This is a genomic window from Saltatorellus ferox, from assembly GCA_007751475.1.
Taxonomy (GTDB): Bacteria; Planctomycetota; UBA1135; order UBA1135.
This window is the reverse complement of record CP036434.1, coordinates 2,282,323-2,301,176: the sequence shown is the minus strand read 5'-3', so window position 1 is coordinate 2,301,176 and position 18,854 is coordinate 2,282,323. Positions and strand designations below refer to the sequence as shown.

The 18,854-nt window shown below is 67.9% G+C and carries 18 protein-coding genes; 5 read left to right on the top strand and 13 right to left on the bottom strand.

Features of this window, described 5'->3' with window-relative positions; all coding sequences use genetic code 11:
• Positions 1-5 precede the first annotated feature (5 nt).
• The 10 genes from metF to Poly30_RS08175 form a co-directional block, all read right to left on the bottom strand.
• Complete coding sequence (metF, locus tag Poly30_RS08220; RefSeq protein WP_145196136.1) at positions 6-881, bottom strand: methylenetetrahydrofolate reductase [NAD(P)H]; 876 nt, start codon at positions 879-881, stop codon at positions 6-8.
• Positions 878-1,372 (bottom strand): acyl-CoA thioesterase, encoded by a 495-nt coding sequence (locus Poly30_RS08215; RefSeq protein ID WP_145196135.1) that lies wholly within the window; start codon positions 1,370-1,372, stop codon positions 878-880. Before Poly30_RS08215 ends, metF begins: the two co-directional genes overlap by 4 nt.
• A complete protein-coding gene (locus tag Poly30_RS08210) occupies positions 1,351-2,115 on the bottom strand; it encodes a creatininase family protein (protein WP_145196134.1) in 765 nt (254 codons plus the stop codon). Before Poly30_RS08210 ends, Poly30_RS08215 begins: the two co-directional genes overlap by 22 nt.
• A gap of 66 nt (positions 2,116-2,181) precedes the next feature.
• Entirely contained in the window at positions 2,182-3,768 is a 1,587-nt protein-coding gene (locus Poly30_RS08205) for a benzoate-CoA ligase family protein (protein ID WP_145196133.1), read from the bottom strand.
• Between the two features lie 14 nt (positions 3,769-3,782).
• The gene (locus Poly30_RS08200) at positions 3,783-4,655 is read right to left on the bottom strand and encodes a serine/threonine protein kinase (RefSeq protein WP_145196132.1); all 873 of its coding nucleotides are present in this window, start codon (positions 4,653-4,655) and stop codon (positions 3,783-3,785) included.
• A gap of 72 nt (positions 4,656-4,727) precedes the next feature.
• Positions 4,728-5,096 (bottom strand): (2Fe-2S) ferredoxin domain-containing protein, encoded by a 369-nt coding sequence (locus Poly30_RS08195; RefSeq protein WP_145196131.1) that lies wholly within the window; start codon positions 5,094-5,096, stop codon positions 4,728-4,730.
• Positions 5,096-6,424, bottom strand: coding sequence for an acyl-CoA dehydrogenase family protein (locus Poly30_RS08190; protein WP_145196130.1), 1,329 nt, complete (start codon positions 6,422-6,424; stop codon positions 5,096-5,098). The genes Poly30_RS08195 and Poly30_RS08190 overlap by 1 nt, the downstream gene beginning before the upstream one ends.
• A complete protein-coding gene (locus Poly30_RS08185; RefSeq protein ID WP_145196129.1) occupies positions 6,424-7,251 on the bottom strand; it encodes an enoyl-CoA hydratase family protein in 828 nt (275 codons plus the stop codon). Before Poly30_RS08185 ends, Poly30_RS08190 begins: the two co-directional genes overlap by 1 nt.
• 43 nt (positions 7,252-7,294) lie before the next feature.
• On the bottom strand, positions 7,295-7,765 hold the full coding sequence (locus Poly30_RS08180; RefSeq protein WP_145196128.1) for a RidA family protein: 471 nt from the start codon (positions 7,763-7,765) through the stop codon (positions 7,295-7,297).
• A complete protein-coding gene (locus tag Poly30_RS08175; RefSeq protein WP_145196127.1) occupies positions 7,765-8,631 on the bottom strand; it encodes an SDR family NAD(P)-dependent oxidoreductase in 867 nt (288 codons plus the stop codon). The genes Poly30_RS08180 and Poly30_RS08175 overlap by 1 nt, the downstream gene beginning before the upstream one ends.
• A gap of 17 nt (positions 8,632-8,648) precedes the next feature.
• Here Poly30_RS08175 and Poly30_RS08170 point away from each other — a divergent pair, with 17 nt between their 5' ends.
• Both Poly30_RS08170 and Poly30_RS08165 read left to right on the top strand, forming a co-directional pair.
• Positions 8,649-10,139 carry an oxidoreductase gene (locus Poly30_RS08170; protein WP_419191114.1) on the top strand — a complete coding sequence of 497 codons (1,491 nt, stop codon included), beginning with the start codon at positions 8,649-8,651 and terminating at the stop codon, positions 10,137-10,139.
• Positions 10,140-10,143: 4 nt separating this feature from the next.
• Positions 10,144-10,563 carry a M67 family metallopeptidase gene (locus Poly30_RS08165; protein WP_145196126.1) on the top strand — a complete coding sequence of 140 codons (420 nt, stop codon included), beginning with the start codon at positions 10,144-10,146 and terminating at the stop codon, positions 10,561-10,563.
• 73 nt (positions 10,564-10,636) lie between these two features.
• Here the strand turns inward: Poly30_RS08165 and Poly30_RS08160 are convergent, their stop codons facing one another.
• On the bottom strand, positions 10,637-12,025 hold the full coding sequence (locus Poly30_RS08160; protein WP_145196125.1) for a sensor histidine kinase: 1,389 nt from the start codon (positions 12,023-12,025) through the stop codon (positions 10,637-10,639).
• Positions 12,022-12,702, bottom strand: coding sequence for a response regulator transcription factor (locus tag Poly30_RS08155; RefSeq protein ID WP_419191113.1), 681 nt, complete (start codon positions 12,700-12,702; stop codon positions 12,022-12,024). Before Poly30_RS08155 ends, Poly30_RS08160 begins: the two co-directional genes overlap by 4 nt.
• A 236-nt stretch (positions 12,703-12,938) precedes the next feature.
• Between Poly30_RS08155 and Poly30_RS08150 the strand changes: the two genes are divergently transcribed.
• Both Poly30_RS08150 and Poly30_RS08145 read left to right on the top strand, forming a co-directional pair.
• Positions 12,939-13,649, top strand: coding sequence for an outer membrane protein (locus Poly30_RS08150; RefSeq protein WP_419191112.1), 711 nt, complete (start codon positions 12,939-12,941; stop codon positions 13,647-13,649).
• A 152-nt stretch (positions 13,650-13,801) separates the two neighbouring features.
• Entirely contained in the window at positions 13,802-14,842 is a 1,041-nt protein-coding gene (locus tag Poly30_RS08145) for a CIA30 family protein (protein WP_419191111.1), read from the top strand.
• Between the two features lie 55 nt (positions 14,843-14,897).
• On the opposite strand, the gene Poly30_RS08140 is transcribed toward Poly30_RS08145, so the two are convergent.
• On the bottom strand, positions 14,898-15,557 hold the full coding sequence (locus tag Poly30_RS08140; protein ID WP_145196122.1) for a class I SAM-dependent methyltransferase: 660 nt from the start codon (positions 15,555-15,557) through the stop codon (positions 14,898-14,900).
• A 202-nt stretch (positions 15,558-15,759) separates the two neighbouring features.
• Here Poly30_RS08140 and Poly30_RS08135 point away from each other — a divergent pair, with 202 nt between their 5' ends.
• Positions 15,760-18,846 (top strand): c-type cytochrome, encoded by a 3,087-nt coding sequence (locus tag Poly30_RS08135; protein WP_145196121.1) that lies wholly within the window; start codon positions 15,760-15,762, stop codon positions 18,844-18,846.
• Positions 18,847-18,854: the final 8 nt, after the last annotated feature.

The window sequence follows — 18,854 nt, the reverse complement described above, 5'->3', positions numbered from 1 at the left end:
AAGAGCTACCTGAGCGCGGCGAGCACCGAGCGCGTCGCGTGGCTCTTGTTCAGCGTGTAGAAGTGGATGCCGGGCGCCCCCTTCTCCAGGAGTTCGCGACACTGCGTGATCGCGAACTCGATGCCCGTCGCCATCACGGCGGCGGGGTCGTCCTGGACCGGGCGAAGCCGATCCAGCAGCTTCTCCGGAAGGCTCGCTCCGCACATCTTCGTGAAGCGCTGGATCTGAGCGACATTCGTGATCGGCATGATCCCCGGCACGATCGGAATCGTGATGCCTGCGGCGCGCGCGCGCTCGACAAAGGCGAGGTAGAGGCGGTCGTCGAAGAAGAGCTGCGTCGTGAGGAAGTCCGCGCCCGCGTCCTGCTTGGCCTTCGCGAAGCGCAGGTCCTCCTCGGCGGAGGTCGCCTCCGGGTGCGACTCCGGATAGCACGCGCCACCGATGCAGACGTCGTGATTCTCCTGGAGGAAGGCGATGAGGTCGGTCGCGTGGCCGAAGCCGCCCTCGTGGACCTCGAAGCGCTCGGCGCCCTCCGGCGGATCTCCGCGGAGCGCCAGCACGTTGCGGACGCCCGCGTCCTCCAACCGCTGGACCACCGACTGAATCTCCTCGGAGGACGCGCCGACGCAGGTCAGGTGCGCGAGCCCGGTGATCCCGAGGTCGTCCTGGATCTGCGTCACCACCGAGTGGGTCCGGTCCCGGGTCGTGCCGCCGGCTCCGTAGGTGACGGAGATGAAGTCAGGCTCGACGCTCTCCTTGAGATCCGCCGCCGTCCGCATGAGGTTCTCCGCGCCCTGATCGGTCTTGGGCGGGAAGAACTCGAAGCTGAAGACGGGCTTGCCGGATGCGTAGATCTCGGCGATTCGCTGGCCTGCGGTCATGGGTGGGGCCTTTGGGATGCGGTGGTGGGCTCGGCCCGAGTTCCGGACGCTACCGTGGCGCCCGGCTCGAGCAGAAGCTCGAAGCGCTTCCGGAACTCGTCCGAGATCGGGAAGGGCTCCATGGTCTCCAGGTGCGTGGAAACGGTAATCATTCGGGCCTCCAGGTGCACCTCATCCCCGAGCATGAATCGATACCGAAGGCCGATCGAGGTACGGCCGAGCTTGAAACAGGTCACGCTGACGATCGGCCGATCTCCGAAGCGGAGCGGCTTCTTGAAGTCGACCTCGGAGTGGACCAGCGGGAAACCGATCTTCTCCTCCAGGAGGAGATGGTAGTACCGGGTCCCCACGTGGAGTTCCCAGACCTCCTCGAAGACGTCGTGGACGTAGTCGAAAATGCGCGGGAAGTAGGCGATCCCGGCGGGGTCGACGTGGCCGAACCGGACCTGGAGGACAGTGCTGTAGGCGGTCATGAGAATAGTTCCGGCCATTCTTCGCGGATGGTCTCGACGGAGATGCGCGCGAGCTGCTCGATGAGCCGCTCGCCTTCCTCGGCCGTGGCCGACGCCGGATCGCCGCACCAGGCCTCGTCGGCCCCGACCTCCAGGAAGTCCTTGGCCCCCGCGAGCATCTTCTGGACGAGGCCGACGGCCTTGGGCTCCAGCGCCGCCCGCTCCGCCTCGCGCACGTGGCCTGCGTCAGCCTGGAGCACGATGCTCGTCTCGTAGCGACCCGCGTGGCACTCGCCGGACAGGAACTCCTCCCCCAGCGTGCTGGCCCACCGCCTCCGCGTGATATCGGGGAAGAGCAGCTTCGCGTGCCGCTCCGTCTTCTTCGCGTGGTCCGTGGCGACGCCCCGGAGCAGCTGGACGTGCTGGAGCTCCAGGTGCGAGTTGCAGAGCACCACGCGGCGGACCCCGTGCTGCTCGAGGCTCTCGACGATGTCCTCCACGAGGTTCCAGAGCGTCGAGGGCCGCACCGTGATCGTCCCGGGGAAGCCGAAGGCGAACTGCGCCACCGAGTAGGCGACCGGCGGCATCACGATGGGCTTGACGCCCTCGGCCGCCAGCATCTCCGCCGCCCGCCGCGCCTGGGCCACGGCGATCGTGACGTCGGTATCGAGCGGCAGGTGCGGGCCGTGGGCCTCGGTGGCCCCGACGGGCAGGAGAGCCACCGGATCGGCAGCGAAGAGCTCCCTGGCCTCGGGCCAGGTGAGCTTGGCGAATTCATGCATGGGGCAATGGGCCGCCGGCGGCGGCCGCTGTGAGGAGTGTCGGCAGAGCGTGCGCGGGAGGGCGTCTCAAACGAGGAGCTTCCGCGCGACCTTGCCGCGGTCGTTCCGCGGCAGCGCCTCGGTGCGCCACTCGAAGCTGCGGGGATACTTGTGCGGCGCGAGACGATCCTTGAGGAACGCCTTGAGTTCGGCCCCCAGCTCGTCGCAGCCCGCCGCGCCTTCCGCGCACACCACGATGGCGTGGGCCTTGACGAGGCCATCGCTGTCCTCGCGTCCGATCACGCAGCATTCGTGCACGGAGTCGTGCCCGAGGAGCGCGTTCTCGATCTCCAGCGGCGACACCCAGATCCCGCTGACCTTCAGAAGATCATCGCCGCGACCCACGTACCAGAACACGCCGTCGGCATCGCGGCGGAAGACATCCGCCGTCGTGCACCATGCGCCCTGGTAGGTCTCGTTGGACTTCTGCTTGTCGCCCCAGTAGCAGAGCGCCGTGGAGCCACCCGCGATCCGCAGCCGACCTGGCTCGTCGCCTTCGATCGGATTCCCGTCGGGGTCCACGATCTGCGCCTCGTACCCGGGCACGAGTCGGCCGAGCGCGCCGGGGACGACCGAGCCTTCCTTGTTGGAGATGTAGATGTGGAACATCTCGGCCGAGCCGATGCCGTCGAGGATCTCGACGCCCGTGCGCTCCTTCCAGTCGACGTAGAGCTTCGGCGGCAGCGCTTCCCCCGCCGACAGCGCGACGCGCAGCGAGGAGAGGTCCATGGCCGCCGCGCGCTCGGAGCGCAGGACGTTGTTGAAGAGCGTCGGTACGCCCGTGAGGAACGTCGGCCGGTGCCGCTCGATCTGGTCGAGCACCTCGTCCGCAGTGGCGCGCCCCTCGAAGAGCACGACCGTCGCGCCGACGCGGAACGGGAACATCAGGTTGGTGCCCGTCGCGTAGCCGAAGAAGAGCTTGGGCACCGAGAGACAGATATCGCTCTCGCGGTAGCCTGCGACCTGCAGTGCATAGGTTTCGGTCGCATAGGCGAAGTCGCGATGTGCGTGCACGCAGGCCTTGGGCTCGCCCGTGGAGCCCGAGGTGAAGAGCCAGCCCGCGAGATCGTCCGGCCCCGTCGGCTCGACGGCGCTCGCGGCTGCATCGGACGGCGCGCCCCCCAGGGCGTCCTCGTACGGCGTGAAGCCGCCGGCGTCCTCGCCCACGACGAGCACCTGACGGCAGAAGCGCGCGCCCTTCAGTGGCTCGGCGATCTCCGGCAGCACGCTCTCGTGCGTGATCACGACCGCGGCCTTCGTGTACTCGAGGTAGTAGGCGTAGTCCTTCGCCTTCAGGAGCGGGTTCACCATCGCGAACACGCCGCCCGCACGCAGCGCGGCGAACCACGTCTCGACGAACTCGAATCCGTCCGGCAGGACGATGAGGACGCGCTCTTCCGGACGCAGCCCCTCCCGCGCATCAGATCCAACGCGGAGCGCCGCGGTCAGGCGCAGCACGCGCTCGTGCACCTCGCGGTACGTGCGCCCCTCCTCGCCCACGCGCACGGCCACCTTGTCCGCTCGCCCCTCTTCGAGGTTCCGGTCGAGGTAGTACGTGCAGAGGTTGAACTCCCGGGGGAGCTCATGCAGGAACGTCGCGTCGAAGCCTGTCATCGCCGCCTTCCTCGCTATTCGAAGTCGATCTCGGAGAGCGCCTCGCGGAACGCCGCCGCGGACTCGTGGCGCTCCATGCGCTTGCCGCGCAGAGCCGTGGCGATGGCCGCTTCCAGGTCGGAGTTCACCTCGATGCTCGGCGCGACCGATCGCATCGACGGTGCCGCGGGCTGCATCTTCGACTGGAACACCTCGATGTAGGACTTCCCGCGCCAGGGCATCACGCCGGTGATGAGCTGGTACATCACGGTCGCCAGGTTGTACATGTCGGAGCGTTCGTCCGGCGAGTCGCCGCCGAACTGCTCCAGAGGCGCGTAGTACGGGGTGCCGATCAGGGCCGTGCGGGTTCCCAGATGCTTGGCAGCCCACAGGCCGGGCGTCACGCCCCCATCGACGAGCACGGGTCCCGCGCCGCCCTTGGCCCCCATGAAGATCGTCCCCGGCTTGATGTCGCCGTGGATCAGCCCCGCATCGTGCGCCACCTCGAGTCCATCGAGCAGCGCGATCCCGAGCGCCACGACCTCGTCCTCCGGCATCGTCTTGCGCTCGGCCATGAGGTCCCGCAGCCCCTCGCCCGGAGGAAAGTCCGAGATCGACAGCACCGCGCCGTCATCGAGCACCACGACGTCGTGCAGCGAGAGGATGGCGCTGCTGTCGAGCTTCGACCAGCCGCGCAGGGTGCTCGCGAACGCCTCGGCCTGCTTGACGTTCTCGAAGAGCGACGCGGGGAAAGCCTGGAGTTCGCGCTCCGCCTCCTTGTGCTTCAGGTCGTGGACCCTGAAGGCGGCGGACATGCCGTTCTCGCGGTGCCCGCTGTGGATCCGGTATCGATCGAGGAGGACCTTGTCCGGTGCAAGGTCGAAGAGACTGAGTCGCGTGGTCGTCATGGCTGTGCCTGGGATAGGGGGCCGTCAGTATGACAGACGAGCCCCTGTTCCAGTACCCCGGGCAGACGATCGCTATCGCTTGACGGGCGGAAGCGGCTGTTCGGCGTGGTCCTTGCCGATGAGCGCCTCGTCCGGCACCACCAGATGCTCCAGAATCTCCCCTTTCAGGACGTGGCGGTCGATCAGATCCGGCACGTCGGACGCCTGGACGCCCCCGTACCAGACGTCCTCGGACTGAACGTTGACGACCGGGCCGTGGGCGCACTGGCCAAGGCACCGCGTCCCGACCGCTCGCACGTGGCCCTTCAGGCCGCGGTCGGCGAGATCGCCACGCAGCCTGTCGAGAAGCTCTTCGCCGCCGCTGCGGGAGCAGGATCCCCTGGGGTGGCCGTCGCCGCGGTCGTTGAGACAGACGAAGAGCATGCGCTGGTAGGTTGGCATCAGTCGTTGTGCCCCTCACCGGGGACCTGTTCGGGCTTCGCGGGTTCGATCGGAGTGGTCTTGAGGACGTGCTTGGCGAGAACGAGCTTCTGCACCTCGCTCGTCCCCTCGTAGATGCGCAGCGCGCGCGTGTCACGGAAGAGCCGCTCCACCACGCTGCCCACGCGGACTCCGAGGCCGCCGTGGTGCTGGACCGCGCGGTCGCAGATCCAGGACGCGGACTCGGTCGAGAACAGCTTGGCGCGCGCGACCTCGGCGGTGGCGTCCGCGCCCGAGTCCACGCGGGCCGCCGCCTCGGCGGTCAAGAGCTCCGCCGCGCGCAGCTTGACGTCCATCTCGGCCAGGTCGAAGCGCAGCCCCTGGAACGTCGAGAGCGGACGGCCGAACTGCTCGCGCCGGGAGAGATGCGAGACGGATTCGGTCAGCGCGCGGCGCGCGAAACCGTTGGCGGCGGCGGCGACGGTGATCCTGAAGCGCGCGAGGTTGCCGAGCGCGAGGTCCATCCCGGCGCCGACCTCCCCGAGCACGTGGCGCGCGGGCACGCGCACGGAATCGAAGAGCACCTCGCCGATCGGATGCGGCGCCATCACGCGGAACGAGCGCGTTCCGAGGCCTTCCGAAGCATGCGGCACGTAGAACATCGTGAGACCGGCTCGCTCACCGGCTGCACCGCTCGTCCGCGCGAGCACCGTGTAGTAGTCCGCGACGCCGACGTTGGTGATGTAGGTCTTCGCGCCGCTGATGAGGTAGTCACCGTCCGACTGCCGCTCGGCCCGCGTGGCGACGCCCGCGAGGTCCGAGCCCGCGCCGGCTTCGGTCAAGCCGAGCGCCGGGATCAGCTCGCCGCGCGCCGTCCGCGCGAGCACGTCCGTCAGCTCCGCGTCCAGCGCTCCGCCGAACCGGGAACCGAGCGCGATGGGAAAGGACCCCAGTCCCTGCTCGACGAACGCGAGGTCGAGCATCGCGTGGCGGAACGCGAAGGCCTGGCGGATCGCACAGAGCGCCCGCACGCAGACCGTGTCGGAGGTCGCGCCCTCGCCGAGCGCCCCACCGCCAGAAGCACTGCCGCCAGAAGCACTGCCGCCAAGGGCACTGTCGCCGAGGGCACGGCCGCTAACGGCACTGCCGCCAAAATCCTCGGGCACGACGTGGGAGAACCAGCCGCCCTCGCGCACGCGCCCGTGCGCATGCCGGAAGGCCTCGATCTCGGCTTCCACCGAGGCGGTGCCTTCGAAGCGATCGAAGTCCGCTTCGAACTGCGCGGCGAACGCGGCGGCCTCGCGCTCCAGCGCGGTGAGATCGAGCCCGGTCGAATCGATCGCGCCCATCAGCGGTTCTTCCCGAAGTCCTTCTCGCGCTTCTCCGTGAAGGCCTCGAACGCCTCGCGGTAGTCGGGGTGCTTCATGCATTCTGCCTGGACCCAGCCCTCGGCCTGCATCGCGTCCCGAAGGCTCATGTGTGCCTCCGCGTTCAGCATGCGCTTCGTGACGGCGAGGCCCATCCCCGGTCCCTTCGCGAGCTTCTGCGCCAGCTCCATCGCGCGAGCCTCCAGCGCGTCGTCCTCGACGACATGGTTGTACAGCCCGATCTCGCCCGCGCGCTCCGCCGTGATGAAGTCGCCGGTCATGAGCAGCTCGGACGCGTGACCGAGCCCCACGATTCGGGGCAGGAGCCACGCGGCCCCCATGTCGGCTCCACAGAGCCCGACCTGGGTGAAAAGGAACGCGATCTTCGCCGATTTCGCCGCCACCCGGATATCGGCCGCCGCCGCCATGACGGCGCCTGCGCCGCAGGTGAGCCCGTTGAGGCCGGCGACGATGGGCTTCTCCAGAAGGCGCATGTTCTCGATCAGATCGCACGTCATCCGGGTGAAAGCGACGAGCGTCGAGTCGGGCACGTTGAAGAGACGCCCGATGATGTCGCGCACATCGCCCCCGGAGCAAAAGGCCCGCCCGCTGCCGATCAGCAGCACGCTGTGCACCGAATCGCGGGTCCGAAGCGCGGCGAACGTATCGCGCAGCTCTGCGTAGGAGTCGAACGTCAGCGCATTCAGGCGATCGGGGCGATTCAGGCGGATCGTGGCGACACCGTCCGCTTCTTCGTAGTGGAAGTGCTCGGGCTGGATCCTGTCGGGGCTGATTCCGTGGGCGGTCATGCCCCGAATCATAGCAAGCGACAGAGCCCGATGAGCCTGGCGGTCAGCCGATCACGGCCGTCGCTTCGATCTCCACGAGCGCGTGCTCCTCGAGAAGGTCCGCGACCTGCACGAGGGCCATCGCCGGATAGTGCTTTCCGAGTCGCTTGCGCCAGGCGGCCCCGATCTCACGGGTTGCCTCCAGGTAGGCCTTCTTGTCCGTCACGTAGACCGTCATGCGAACGATCTCCTCGGGTCGGCCGCCCGCCTCGTCCACGACGACGAGCACGTTGTCGAGGGCCTGGATGAACTGCTCCGCCATGTTCCCCTTGCCGACGAGCTTCTGGTTCTGGTCCCAGGCGATCTGGCCAGCGATGAAGAGCATCCGGCCGCCGCTCTCCACGACCACGCCGTTCTCGTAGCCCTGGGCGGCCTTCCAGCCTTCAGGTCGCACGGCCCAGCGCTTGAGCCGCGTCGGCGCGCCATCGGGTCCAAAGCGAGTCGTGCGGGTGCGTCGAAAGATCTTGTGCAGCATCAGCGGCCTCCTCGGTGACTCGATTCGAGCGGAATTCCGGTCTCGATGATCTGGCGCGATCCGCCCGGAAGTTCGATGACCACGCCTCCGTTGTGGGCGCCCATGAGATCGACGATCGAGTCGGCGACCTCTTCGGGGGTGACCATGACGCCACCGGGATTCTCGGACGCCACGAACGAACGCAGGTCCTCGGCGCTCCGCCCGGACCGCAGCTTCATCGTCTCGATGCTACGGTCCGTCATGGGCGTATCGACATAGTGCGGGCAAACCGCGGACACGATGACTCCCTTGGGGGCGCACTCCAGGGCGAGCGAGCGCGTCCAGCCGAGCAGCGCGTGCTTGCTCGCCGCGTAGGCAGAAACGTAGGCGTAACCCTTGAGGCCCGCCGACGAGGCGACCTGGATCATCCCGCCGGTCTGGCGATCGAGCATGCCCCGGCCGAAGACATCGAAGAGCCGCATCGGGCCGTAGAGGTTGATCTCCATGAGGCGCCGCGTGAGGGCATGGTTGCCCTCGCGGGTGCCCGGCGCCGTATCGGCCGCGCCAGCATTGTTGATGAGCCAGTCGATGTCCCCGATCTCGAGTTCATCGAGGCGCTTCACGAGCTGGGCGACACTGTCCCCGCTCGTCACGTCGAGCCGGAGCGGCGTGCACTTCCCTTCGATCAGCTCGTTGGCGTTGACGCCCTCTGCGAACGCCTCCACCTTCTCCAGGCTGCGCCCCGTGGCGAGCACGTGCATGCCCATGGCGGCCAGGCGCCTCGCAATGGCGCCGCCGATTCCGCCCGTGGCGCCTGTGACCAGTGCGATCTCCATGGCGTTCAGGGTAGCGTCCTCGCCTGTCAATCCACCCCAAGAGAACGGCATTCCGCTATCGTCCTTCCGTGACCAAATCCCAGGAACCCTCGACGGACAGGGCCCAGCCCTACCCACTTCCGCGGGCCGTATGGCCCACCTCGGCCGAGGCGAACATGAGCCGGCTCTATTCGCCCGTCCGCGTCGGCGCCTTCACGGCCCGTTCGCGAACCTGGGTTCCGGCCATGGTCCCGTGGCGGTCGACCGAGGAGGGAGACGCCACCCCCGAGGTGATCGACTGGTACGGACGCTTCGCCGACGGGCGGCCCGGCGTCCTGGTCGTCGAGGCGACGGGCATCCGCGACGTGCCGTCCGGGCCGCTTCTGCGCATCGGTCACGACCGCTACGTTCCCGGCCTTCGGAAGCTGGTCGAGCACGTCGCCGAGCGGAGCCAGGGGCAGACTCGTCTCCTGATCCAGCTGATCGACTTCCTGCGGATCCGGCGCCGGCCCGAGAAGGCGTCGTTCGTCGGACGCTTCCTGGCGGTCTCCGACCGTCATCGCCTGGCGGCCGGGCTCACGGAGTCGGCGACCGAAGCCGAGGTCCGGGACGCGCTCCTGGCGCTCCCCCACGAAGACCTTCTCGGCGCCCTGAATCCGCGCGAACGCGAGGCGCTGGAGTACGGGGAGCGGGAGCGAGTCTTCGACATGGACCAGCCCCATATCCGCGAGCTGCCAGAGGTACTGCCCGGGCTCTTCGCCGATGCGGCCGAGCGGGCGATCGCCGCGGGCTTCGACGGCGTCGAGCTCCACTTCGCCCACGCGTACACGATGGCGAGCTTCCTCTCGGCCCGAAACGTCCGGGACGACGGCTACGGGACGACGCGTGAGGGGCGCGTGCGACTGGCGCTGGAGGTCCTCGCGGCGGTCCGCGCCCGCGTCGGCCAGGGCGCTACCGTCGGCTGCCGGATGCTGGGCGACGAGGTCATCGAAGGGGGCACGCGGGTCGAGGACGCGGCCTGGTTCGCGGCGCAGTTCGCCGAGCACGGCATGGACTTCGTCTCCGTCAGCAAGGGCGGCAAGTTCGAGGACGCGAAGCAGCCCCGGGTCGGCGCCGCCGCCTATCCGTACACGGGCCCGAGCGGTCACGAGTGCATGCCGACGGTGCGCATCGACGCGCCGGGGCCGTTCGGCCGGAACCTGCCGCTCTCCCGCGCGATCCGCGACGCCGTGCGCGCGGTCGATCCGATCGTGCCCGTGATCGGCTGCGGCGGGATCGGAACGTTCGACGCGGCGGAGGCGGCCCTCGTCGAAGGCGACTGCGACATGGTCGCGGCGGCGCGCCAGTCGCTCGCGGACCCGGACTGGTGGCACAAGGTCCGCACCGGACAGGGCGCCGAGGTGCGCCGCTGCATCTTCACGAACTACTGCGAGGGCCTGGACCAGAAGCACAAGGAAGTGACCTGCCAGCTCTGGGACAAGGCGCGCGAGCGTGAGCCGTCGATGGAGCCGGAGCACGCGGGCCGCGCCTTGTCGCTGGACGGGAAGCGGTCGCTGCTGGCTCCGGTCTGGAACCGGTAGGCCGATGAAGCCCCTGCGCCTCAGCGCCGAGGTCTGCGCCGCCATCGCCGAGGAGAGCCAGGCGGCCTACCCGAGGGAGGCGTGCGGCCTTCTCCTCGGGTCCCGCGGGCACGATCGCGACGAGGCGACCGTCGCCGCCCGTTGCCGCAACCTCGCCGCGGCTCCGAAGCGCTTCGAGGTCCACCCCGAGGACTTCCTCGCGGCGGAACTCCGAGCCGAGGACGAAGGCCTGATCGTCCTGGGCGTCTGGCATTCCCACCCCGACGAGCCCGCGATCCCGAGCGAATCCGACCGGGCAGGCGCCTACTCGAGCTGGTGCTACGTGATCGCAGAAGCGAGGGGTGGTTCGATCGGATCCGTTCGCGCGTGGCAACTCGAAGCTGGCCGCTTCGAGGAACGCGTCCTCGAGACCTCTGCGCCATGAACGAGGACGGTCGCGCGGTGCCCAGGACGCCTGCCTTGCGCAGACGGAAACGGCGAGGGACTCGCTCTACCTGCTATTTCGGCAAGGTCATGATCACACGAGCTCCGGGCGTGGCGCCAAGAGAGCCCTGCGGCTTCGGAGGTCGATTCCCGGCAGTCACTTCGCCGCCATGACGCCTCGCGACGGCCGCCACGATCGCCAGGCCGAGGCCGTAGCCCGCTCGCTTTCCCGGCGCAGCGACGCCTCGGATGAATGGTTCGAAGAGACGATCGATCTCATCGGCCTGGAATCCGGGCCCTTGGTCCTCGACGCTGATCACGATTCGATCAGCTCGCCCCTCGAGCGTCAGAGTCACCTCGCCCCCCGGCGCCGACCAGTCGATCGCATTGCCCACGAGGTTGCGGATCGCAAGAACGATCGAATCAGGACTTCCCGAGTAGGCGAGCTCTCCTTTCTCTATGCGGTCCAGGAAGACACCTTTCCGCGCAGCGGCTTCTTCCTCGCCTCTCAATCGATCTCGCACTTCGACTCTGAGGTCGAACGCGACGGAGGTTGCCGCCGCTGCGGCGTGCCGGGGTGCGCCCCATTCCATGATGTTGTCGATGGCGCGCGCAAGGCTTCTGATCTCGGAGAGGTGGCGCTGGAGGACCTTCCCTGGATCCGTGCCTCCGCCCTCCATGAGCGCGACCTGGGTGCTCGTCAGGAGCGCTTGAACCGGAGCCCTCAGATCGTGCGCGAGGCCGGCGACGAGGATCTGGCTACGCTCCATCTCGGTCCGGTGGGCCAAGAGCCTCGCTTCCATCGCCAGCGCGACGGCCCGAACCTCGACCGGCGTTCCCGGCGTTCGGGTGCCGCTGAGCTCGACCTGATCCCCTTGAGTCGAAACCTCGTCTGCGACTCGCGTGACGAGTTCGGAGATTCGTCGGCCGAAGGCCCGGCCCACGAGAAGGGAGAGCAGCGATCCCAGGATGGCGACGGCTCCCATGGAAGCGGCGAAGATCCGCGTCCGCCCCAGCCAGCCGGCTCCGTCGAGAATGGCGTCAGCCTTGCAGCTCCCGGGCAGAGCCACGAACGTCTGACGCGTCGTCAGTGTGGGCCGCCAGACCTCGAGCGGCCCCACGCCCTCCGGGGTCGCTGCCAGAACGGCCAGCAGTGACGCAGGCCCCACCGAATGAAGCACCTCGCCGTTCGAGCCGCGCAAGCGCCAGGCCATCGGAGTCTCGAGCTCCGAGCTGATCGTCGCGCCCACGGCTGCCGAGAAGAAAGACCGGTCGTCCCCCGCCTCTTCCAGTCGCGGCTTCATACTGGCGATCACCTCGAGCAGCTCCTCATCGAGCTCCGAGGCCATGATCAGGAAATAGGCGCCCGAGAGAACGATGCCCGCGACGACCAGGAAGACGCTGGCCGTGCCCGCGAACAGAGCTCCTGCCGACGATCGAATCGACCAGCCGTGGCCCTTCATGACTGAACGCGCTCTGCACGAACCGAGTACCCCTGGCCGATCGCAGTCTGAATCGTGTGTCGCCCGCCGATGTCCAGCTTCCTGCGCAGTCGAAGCACCACGACATCCACGACGTTGGTGCCAGGGTCGAAGCTCATCTCCCAGACCTCGAGCAAGAGCTCCCGTCGGGTGAGCACGCGACCCTCGGCTCGGATCAGCGCGGCCAGCACACCGAATTCTCTCTGGCTGAGTTCCAGCCGCCGGCCATCCCGCACCACGGTTCTCGCATCCATGTTCACCTGAACACCATCGACCATGTAGACCTCATCAGGCCGATGCCGCCTCAGGTTAGCCTCGATCCGTGCGTTGAGTTCCTCCAGTTCAAAGGGCTTCACCACGTAGTCGTCCGCTCCGAGACGAAGGCCTCGCACGCGATCGCCCAGCACGCTTCGGGCGGTGAGAAAGATCACGGGGACGTGGTCGCCTGCGCCACGGAGTTCTTCGACGAGCACCCAGCCATCCTCGTCCGGGAGCGTCACATCCAGCAAGATGAGAGCGAAGGACTCCACGCCCGCGAGCCGCGTGCGCGCTTCTTCCAGCGTCCCGACGGTCACGACGGAGAAACCGTAGACCGCGAGGCCAACGCTCAGGTCACGCGCGAGCTTGGCATCGTCGTCCACCAGGAGGAGCAAGGGCATGGCCCCAGTCTCGACCCCCGTCGCTCGCCGGGGAATGACGAGCCCGTCATTTCTCAGGTTCTTCACAGAATCGGGTCTTCGAACGAGGGCGGCCAAAGGGAATGACGCTGGTGTCATCGCCATCTGCCGTCCAGGGCTCGAACCTCTGAGGGTGTGGGCCCCACCCGGTGGCCCGTCTCCCAAAGCTCCATCGGAGCTCCCACGGACCTTCGCGGTCCCTGCCCGAACCAATGCCAATGCGCCACGCAGCAACCCAGTTCCTCGTCCAGCTCTCGTCGCTCGGACTCGCCGCACTGCCCCTCACCGCTTGCGCCACTTCTGACATTCTTGGCGGACAAGCTCCTCGCCGGGACCGCGGCTTCTATGGCAAGGCACTGGCGGGCTACGGTTCGCTCGAGGACACGGAGGTCGATACCCTTCGGGGCGGCAGCGTCATCGATGCGACCGAGGGCAGCTTCGACGCCGGCCTCATGTTCGGCGCTGCTCTCGGGTACGACATCGACCGCAACTGGTCGCTGGAACTCGAGTACATGTACCGCTCGAACGACCTGGACGAGGCTCGCGCGGGATCGACAGTGCTCGGGACCGACGGCGATCTCGCGTCGGTCGCCGTGATGCTCAACGCCTTCTACCGCTTCGATACGGGCTGGGCCCTCGACCCCTACGTGGGACTGGGATTCGGGCTGGCGCAAGAGGTCGACATGGATCTACGCGGCGGCAACACAGGCGCTGACGGAAGCTACTCCACCGAAACGCCCGCTGCTCAGTTCATGCTTGGGGCGATTCGCGAGGTCTCTGCTGGCGTGGCCCTGTTCGCGGAAGGACGCTTCTTTCGAGCGTTCGATCCGGAGATGGGACGCGAGAGCGGAGCCTCCAACGAAGGCCTTCGCGTGGAAACGGAGTACGGACACAGCGCGCTGCTCTTGGGCGCCAGATTCTCGTGGTAGGGACCGCGATTTCGTGAAAGCGAGTGATCCATGACAAGTCCCATGGATCCGCGACGGCGTCCCGATCGAACAGGCCCTTGGAGGGACATCCCATGAATCCAGGCATCCTTTCGTGGGCGGCATGCGCCGCTTTTGCAGCCATCTCATCCCAGATGACCGACGACGTCCAGACCCGCGAGCTCTTCCGGTTCGAGAAGGCCGCTTCGATCGACCCATGGACCTCGAACCATGACCGCGTCATGGGAGGGGTCTCCACGGGCAAGGCCTCCTGGACGGACGAGCATGCTCGCTTCGCGGGCGAACTCAGCCTGGAGAACAACGGGGGCTTCGCCTCGTTCCGCGTGCAGCCGACCGAACCTCTGGCCCTCTCCGACTTCGACGGGCTGCGACTCCGTGTCCGCGGAGACGGAAGGAACTGGAGCGTGAGCTTGCGCACAGGACAGGACCTCCGCACGGGAAAGGGACGCAGCGATCACAACTGGCAGGCGCCGTTCCAGACGCGCCGTCCCTCCGAGGGTGGTCCCGAATGGCAGGAGGTCACGATCCCCTTCGACGCCTTCGTGCCCGTGTTCCACGGCCGATACGCGCCCACGGCGGAGCCCATGGATCGCGCGAACATCGCGAACGTGGGTCTGCAGGTCTCGGACGGGCAGGAGGGCGATTACACCCTGGACGTGCTGTCGATCGACGCCTGGGCCGCCAGCGCCGCCGACGGAGTCGCCGACGGAGCGGCCGGAACGATCGGCGCGAGCGAGCGTCGAACGGAGGCCCTCGGAAAGGCACTCGACGAGGCTCCGTCGGCGGACAGGCTCCTCTCAGCTCTCCGATGGTCCGAGCGAGTCCTCGTGATCGGCGAGCCACTGAAGGGAGACGACTACGGTAAGGACGCTTCGATCCAGCGGGGCCGCTTGATCGCTTCCCTGGACGGGCTCGTCGCCCGCGACCTGCGCGTCGTTCACCTTCTGGGTGAACGCGCGGCGATCGTGGCCGGACGCCAGCTCGACTCGACGGCGGCGAAGGAACTCCGCGAGCACTGGGGTCTCGCGGCAGGTGAGTGGTCGTGCGCGCTGGTCGGCAAGGACGGGGAGGTCAAGAAGCGCTGGGCGAAGCCCTTCGAGCCCGTGGAAGCCTTCGAGACGATCGACGCGATGCCGATGCGACGGAGTGAGATGGAGGACCGGCCAGATCGGTAGCACCAGACCGGTAGCACCAGGCCGAGAGGTCCTGAATGCGTCGTTCTCCGCGAAATCAGAGCTGTAGCTGGCGGGCCTTCTTCGCCCGCCCCGGTGATCGCTCGACGCCGATGGCCCCCAACCCGAGGCGATTGGCGATCGCCAGCACCGTCCCGTGGCCGCAGAAGGGATCGACCACGACCCGCGCCTTCGTGTGCTGGCGCAGCCATTCCAGCGCAAACTCGCACGCGGCGGTTCCCGTGGCGCGGGACCAGATCATGCTTCCCATCTCCGGCACGACGTCAGGTGCGCCGTCCGCTTCTGGCGCTCGGAATCCGCGCGAGAAGCACAGCAGATGGGCATAGCCCGGACGACGACCGGTCGGCGTTCCTGCCGGTGCACGGCAAACGATCCGGTGCCATTGCAGTGAGTCACCGGTGCGCTCAGCTGCGCGCTGCACGAGGTACCCCTTGTCGATCCAGCGGCCGTCGAGGCGCACGTCGGACTGGTAGAACATCGCGACCGAGCCGTCGGGCGTCGCCCGCAGGACCGCTTCTGCCGCAGCGTCGAACCAGGCCACCCATTCGTCGATCGTCGTCCTGCGAAACTCGGAGAGGTCGGGGAGCGAGGTCAGCAACGCGCAATCATCCGAGAGCGGGTTCGTAGGAAGCCATTCCAGCGCGTCGGCGCAGTGCACCTCTCGGGCAGGTCGATCTCCAGGTGCGGCATGGGCCATGGGCGTGAATGTACCGTCGGGAGTGATCGAGGGAAGTAAAGGTCCAGCCGGGCGGATCGGGCGAAGAGGTTCGGAGCGTGGGCGCGCGCCGGGGGACGCAGTAGGATCTCCCTGTTCCGAACGGAGAGCTGGCCCAGGCTTGCCTTCATGGAACGATCCCCGCCCCTCTCCCCGCCCCGCACGGGCTTGAGCCCAGAGACCGATGACCCAACTTCCCCTGCTCCTGGCAGCATTGACCGCAGCGACCCCGTGGGCTCTCCTCGTTCCGACCGAGGCCTTCACGGAAGTGCAGCCTCGGGAACAGATGTCACAGGATCAGGCGAGGCCCGCGTGGGTCTGGCTCGAGCCCGTCAGCGCGAACGAGCGGGTGATGTTCAGGACATCCTTCGACCTCGAGGACGAGGTGGAGGTCGCGGCCATGCTGACCGCGAGCTGCGACAACGTCATGATGGTGATCGTCAACGATCAGACCGTCGCGAACCACTCCAGCTGGAACCGCGTCCTCGCCACCGATGTCTCCGGTTCGCTGGTGGTCGGGACGAACACGATCGAGATCCGCGGGACGAACGAGGGAGGACCCGCGGGCCTCGCCCTTCGGCTCGCGATCGGCAAGGAGACGGTCCTGGTCACGGACGGCACATGGGACGCCGCCAGCCCCGAGAACGCGCGGGCCGGCATCTGGTCGAAGGCTGACGTCCTCGGCATGGTCGGGGATCAGGATCTCCCCTGGACGGGCGAGGTGGGCCTCCAGAACTTCGGCATCCTCTCGGAGGAAGCGACGCGGCCACGGACCCAGCAGGTGCGCGCTGCGCCTGGCCTGCACCTCCAAGGCGGCTTCGAAGCAGAGCTGCTGTACGAGGTTCCGCGCAAGATCCAGGGTTCCTGGGTCTCGCTGACCACGGACGACAGGGGACGGCTCTACGCCAGCGACCAGGCGGGCGCGGGCATCTACCGCATCACGCCCGCGTCACTCGGCGATCCGGACGCGGTCACGACCGTCGAGCGAGTCGACGCGGGCGTCAGCGGAGCCCAGGGGCTCTGCTGGGCCTTCGACTCCCTCTACGCCAACGTCTACGGTCAAGGCCTCTGGCGCATCCGCGACACCGACGGCGACGACCGGCTCGACAGCGCGACGAAGATCGTGAACCAGTCCAAGAGCGGCGGCGAACACGGCGTCCACGCCGTCATCCCGACCGAGGATGGCAAGGGGCTCTACTTCATCGGCGGCAACCACACCGACGTCCCCGACTTCGACCGCTCACGCGCCCCCTCGAACTGGGACGAGGACCTGCTCCTCCCCCGCCTCTGGGACGCCAACGGCCACGCGGTCGGGATGATGGCGCCCGCGGGCTGGATCGCGCGCTGTGATCCAGACGGAACGAACGTCGAGATCCTGAGCAACGGCTATCGCAACCAGTACGACATCGCCCTCAACCAGGACGGCGAGATATTCACGTACGACGCGGACATGGAGTACGACACGGGCCTGCCGTGGTACCGCCCCACCCGCGTGTGCCACGCGACGAGCGGCTCCGAGTTCGGCTGGCGCGGCGGGACCGGTAAGTGGCCGCCCTACTACGAGGACTCGCTCCCGCCCGTCATCGAGATCGGACCGGGGTCCCCCACCGGTATCGTCTTCGGAACCGGCGCCAGATTCCCGGCTCGATACCAGCGGGCGCTCTTCATCCTCGACTGGACCTACGGGACGATCTACGCGATCCACACGGAGGAGAAGGGATCGACCTACGTCGCGACCAAGGAGGATTTCGCCTGGGCCAAGCCGCTCCCGGTGACCGACACGATCGTCGGAACCGACGGCGCGCTCTACTTCACGGTCGGCGGGCGCGGGACCGAGTCCGCGCTGTATCGCATCGTGTACCGCGGCGAGGAGTCCACCGACCCCGTCCAGCCCGAATCGCCTTCGGACCTCGCTGGCACCGACGACGCCCGCAAGCTGCGACGCCAGCTCGAGGCGTTCCACGGACGCATCGACCCGCGCGCCGTCGATGCCGCCTGGCCGCATCTCGACTCCACCGACCGTTTCGTTCGCTTCGCCGCGCGCATCGCGATCGAGAATCAGCCCGTCGAATCCTGGCGCCAGCGAGCCCTCCAGGAGGCCCGCTCCCAGGCGCTCGTGACCGCCATGGTCGCGCTGGCGCGCCAGGGCTCCCCGGACGACCTCCCTGAAGTCCTCGCCCGCCTGGGCACCCTCGACTGGAACGCGCTGGACGAGTCCGTGCAGCTCGGCGCGCTCCGCGCGTGCTCCCTGGCGTTCATCCGCCTCGGCGTCCCGGAAGGGGAGCTGCGCAGCGCAGTCCTCGAAGCCATCGAGCCCCTGTACCCCGCCGCTTCCAGCGCACTGAACGCTGAACTGGTGCCCCTGCTGGTCGCCCTGGACTCTCCGGACGTCGTCGCGAAGGGGATCGCGTTCATGCGTCAGGAACAGACCACCGAACTCCCTCCCTGGGCCGACCTCATCCAGCGGAACGACGGCTACGGCGGGCCCATCGCGAAGATGCTGGCGAACATGCCGCCGCTCGAGGACATCCAGGTGGCGCTCAGCCTCCGCACGGCCACGGCGGGCTGGACGCTTCCCCTGCGGAAGGAGTACTTCCAGTTCTTCCCCGTGGCGGCCCAGCACCCGGGAGGCGCGAGCTACTCGGGCTTCCTGGAGAACATACGCCTGGACGCCATCGACACACTCGAGCCCGCCGAGGAGCGCGCGCTCGCCGGTCTCCTCGGCCAGCCGCTCATCGCCAAGCTCGACTTCGAGGTCACGCCGCCCACGGGGCCCGGCCGCGACTGGACGGTCGAGGACGTCATGGCGGTCGTCGACTCCGGTCTTTCGGGACGCAGCTTCGACCATGGACAGAACCTCTACCACGCGATCTCGTGCAGCGCGTGCCACCGCTTCGACGGAGCCGGCGGCGCCATCGGGCCCGATCTCTCGACCGTCGCCAACAAGTTCTCGATGGGTGACCTCGTCGAGGCGATCGTGGAACCGAGCAAGATCATCTCGGACCAGTACGGCGCGCACGTGGTCGCGGACGGAAACGGACAGATCGCCGAGGGCATCATGGTCGAGGAAGAGGGCGAGATCGTCGTCTACCCCCGCGACCCGGCGGCTGATCCGGTGGTGTTCCTGGCTTCCGAGGTCACGGGGATCAAGGAGGCCGAGCTTTCGCAGATGCCGGTGGGTCTCCTGAACACGCTCAACCCAGATGAGCTCAAGGACCTCGTCGCCTACCTGATGTCGGGAGGCAACAAGAACGCGGAAGTGTTCAAGTAGGCTCACCC

Excerpts from the sequence above, each read along its gene's own strand:
- Poly30_RS08195 (WP_145196131.1), bottom strand. The coding sequence starts at position 5,096 with ATGCCAACCTACCAGCGCATGCTCTTCGTCTGTCTCAACGACCGCGGC.
- metF (WP_145196136.1), bottom strand. The coding sequence starts at position 881 with ATGACCGCAGGCCAGCGAATCGCCGAGATCTACGCATCCGGCAAGCCC.
- Poly30_RS08200 (WP_145196132.1), bottom strand. The coding sequence starts at position 4,655 with ATGACGACCACGCGACTCAGTCTCTTCGACCTTGCACCGGACAAGGTC.
- Poly30_RS08150 (WP_419191112.1), top strand. The coding sequence starts at position 12,939 with ATGCGCCACGCAGCAACCCAGTTCCTCGTCCAGCTCTCGTCGCTCGGA.
- Poly30_RS08155 (WP_419191113.1), bottom strand. The coding sequence starts at position 12,702 with ATGCCCTTGCTCCTCCTGGTGGACGACGATGCCAAGCTCGCGCGTGAC.
- Poly30_RS08215 (WP_145196135.1), bottom strand. The coding sequence starts at position 1,372 with ATGGCCGGAACTATTCTCATGACCGCCTACAGCACTGTCCTCCAGGTC.
- Poly30_RS08145 (WP_419191111.1), top strand. The coding sequence starts at position 13,802 with ATGACCGACGACGTCCAGACCCGCGAGCTCTTCCGGTTCGAGAAGGCC.
- Poly30_RS08205 (WP_145196133.1), bottom strand. The coding sequence starts at position 3,768 with ATGACAGGCTTCGACGCGACGTTCCTGCATGAGCTCCCCCGGGAGTTC.
- Poly30_RS08140 (WP_145196122.1), bottom strand. The coding sequence starts at position 15,557 with ATGGCCCATGCCGCACCTGGAGATCGACCTGCCCGAGAGGTGCACTGC.
- Poly30_RS08160 (WP_145196125.1), bottom strand. The coding sequence starts at position 12,025 with ATGAAGGGCCACGGCTGGTCGATTCGATCGTCGGCAGGAGCTCTGTTC.
- Poly30_RS08185 (WP_145196129.1), bottom strand. The coding sequence starts at position 7,251 with ATGACCGCCCACGGAATCAGCCCCGACAGGATCCAGCCCGAGCACTTC.
- Poly30_RS08190 (WP_145196130.1), bottom strand. The coding sequence starts at position 6,424 with ATGGGCGCGATCGATTCGACCGGGCTCGATCTCACCGCGCTGGAGCGC.
- Poly30_RS08175 (WP_145196127.1), bottom strand. The coding sequence starts at position 8,631 with ATGCCGTTCTCTTGGGGTGGATTGACAGGCGAGGACGCTACCCTGAAC.
- Poly30_RS08165 (WP_145196126.1), top strand. The coding sequence starts at position 10,144 with ATGAAGCCCCTGCGCCTCAGCGCCGAGGTCTGCGCCGCCATCGCCGAG.
- Poly30_RS08210 (WP_145196134.1), bottom strand. The coding sequence starts at position 2,115 with ATGCATGAATTCGCCAAGCTCACCTGGCCCGAGGCCAGGGAGCTCTTC.
- Poly30_RS08180 (WP_145196128.1), bottom strand. The coding sequence starts at position 7,765 with ATGCTGCACAAGATCTTTCGACGCACCCGCACGACTCGCTTTGGACCC.
- Poly30_RS08135 (WP_145196121.1), top strand. The coding sequence starts at position 15,760 with ATGACCCAACTTCCCCTGCTCCTGGCAGCATTGACCGCAGCGACCCCG.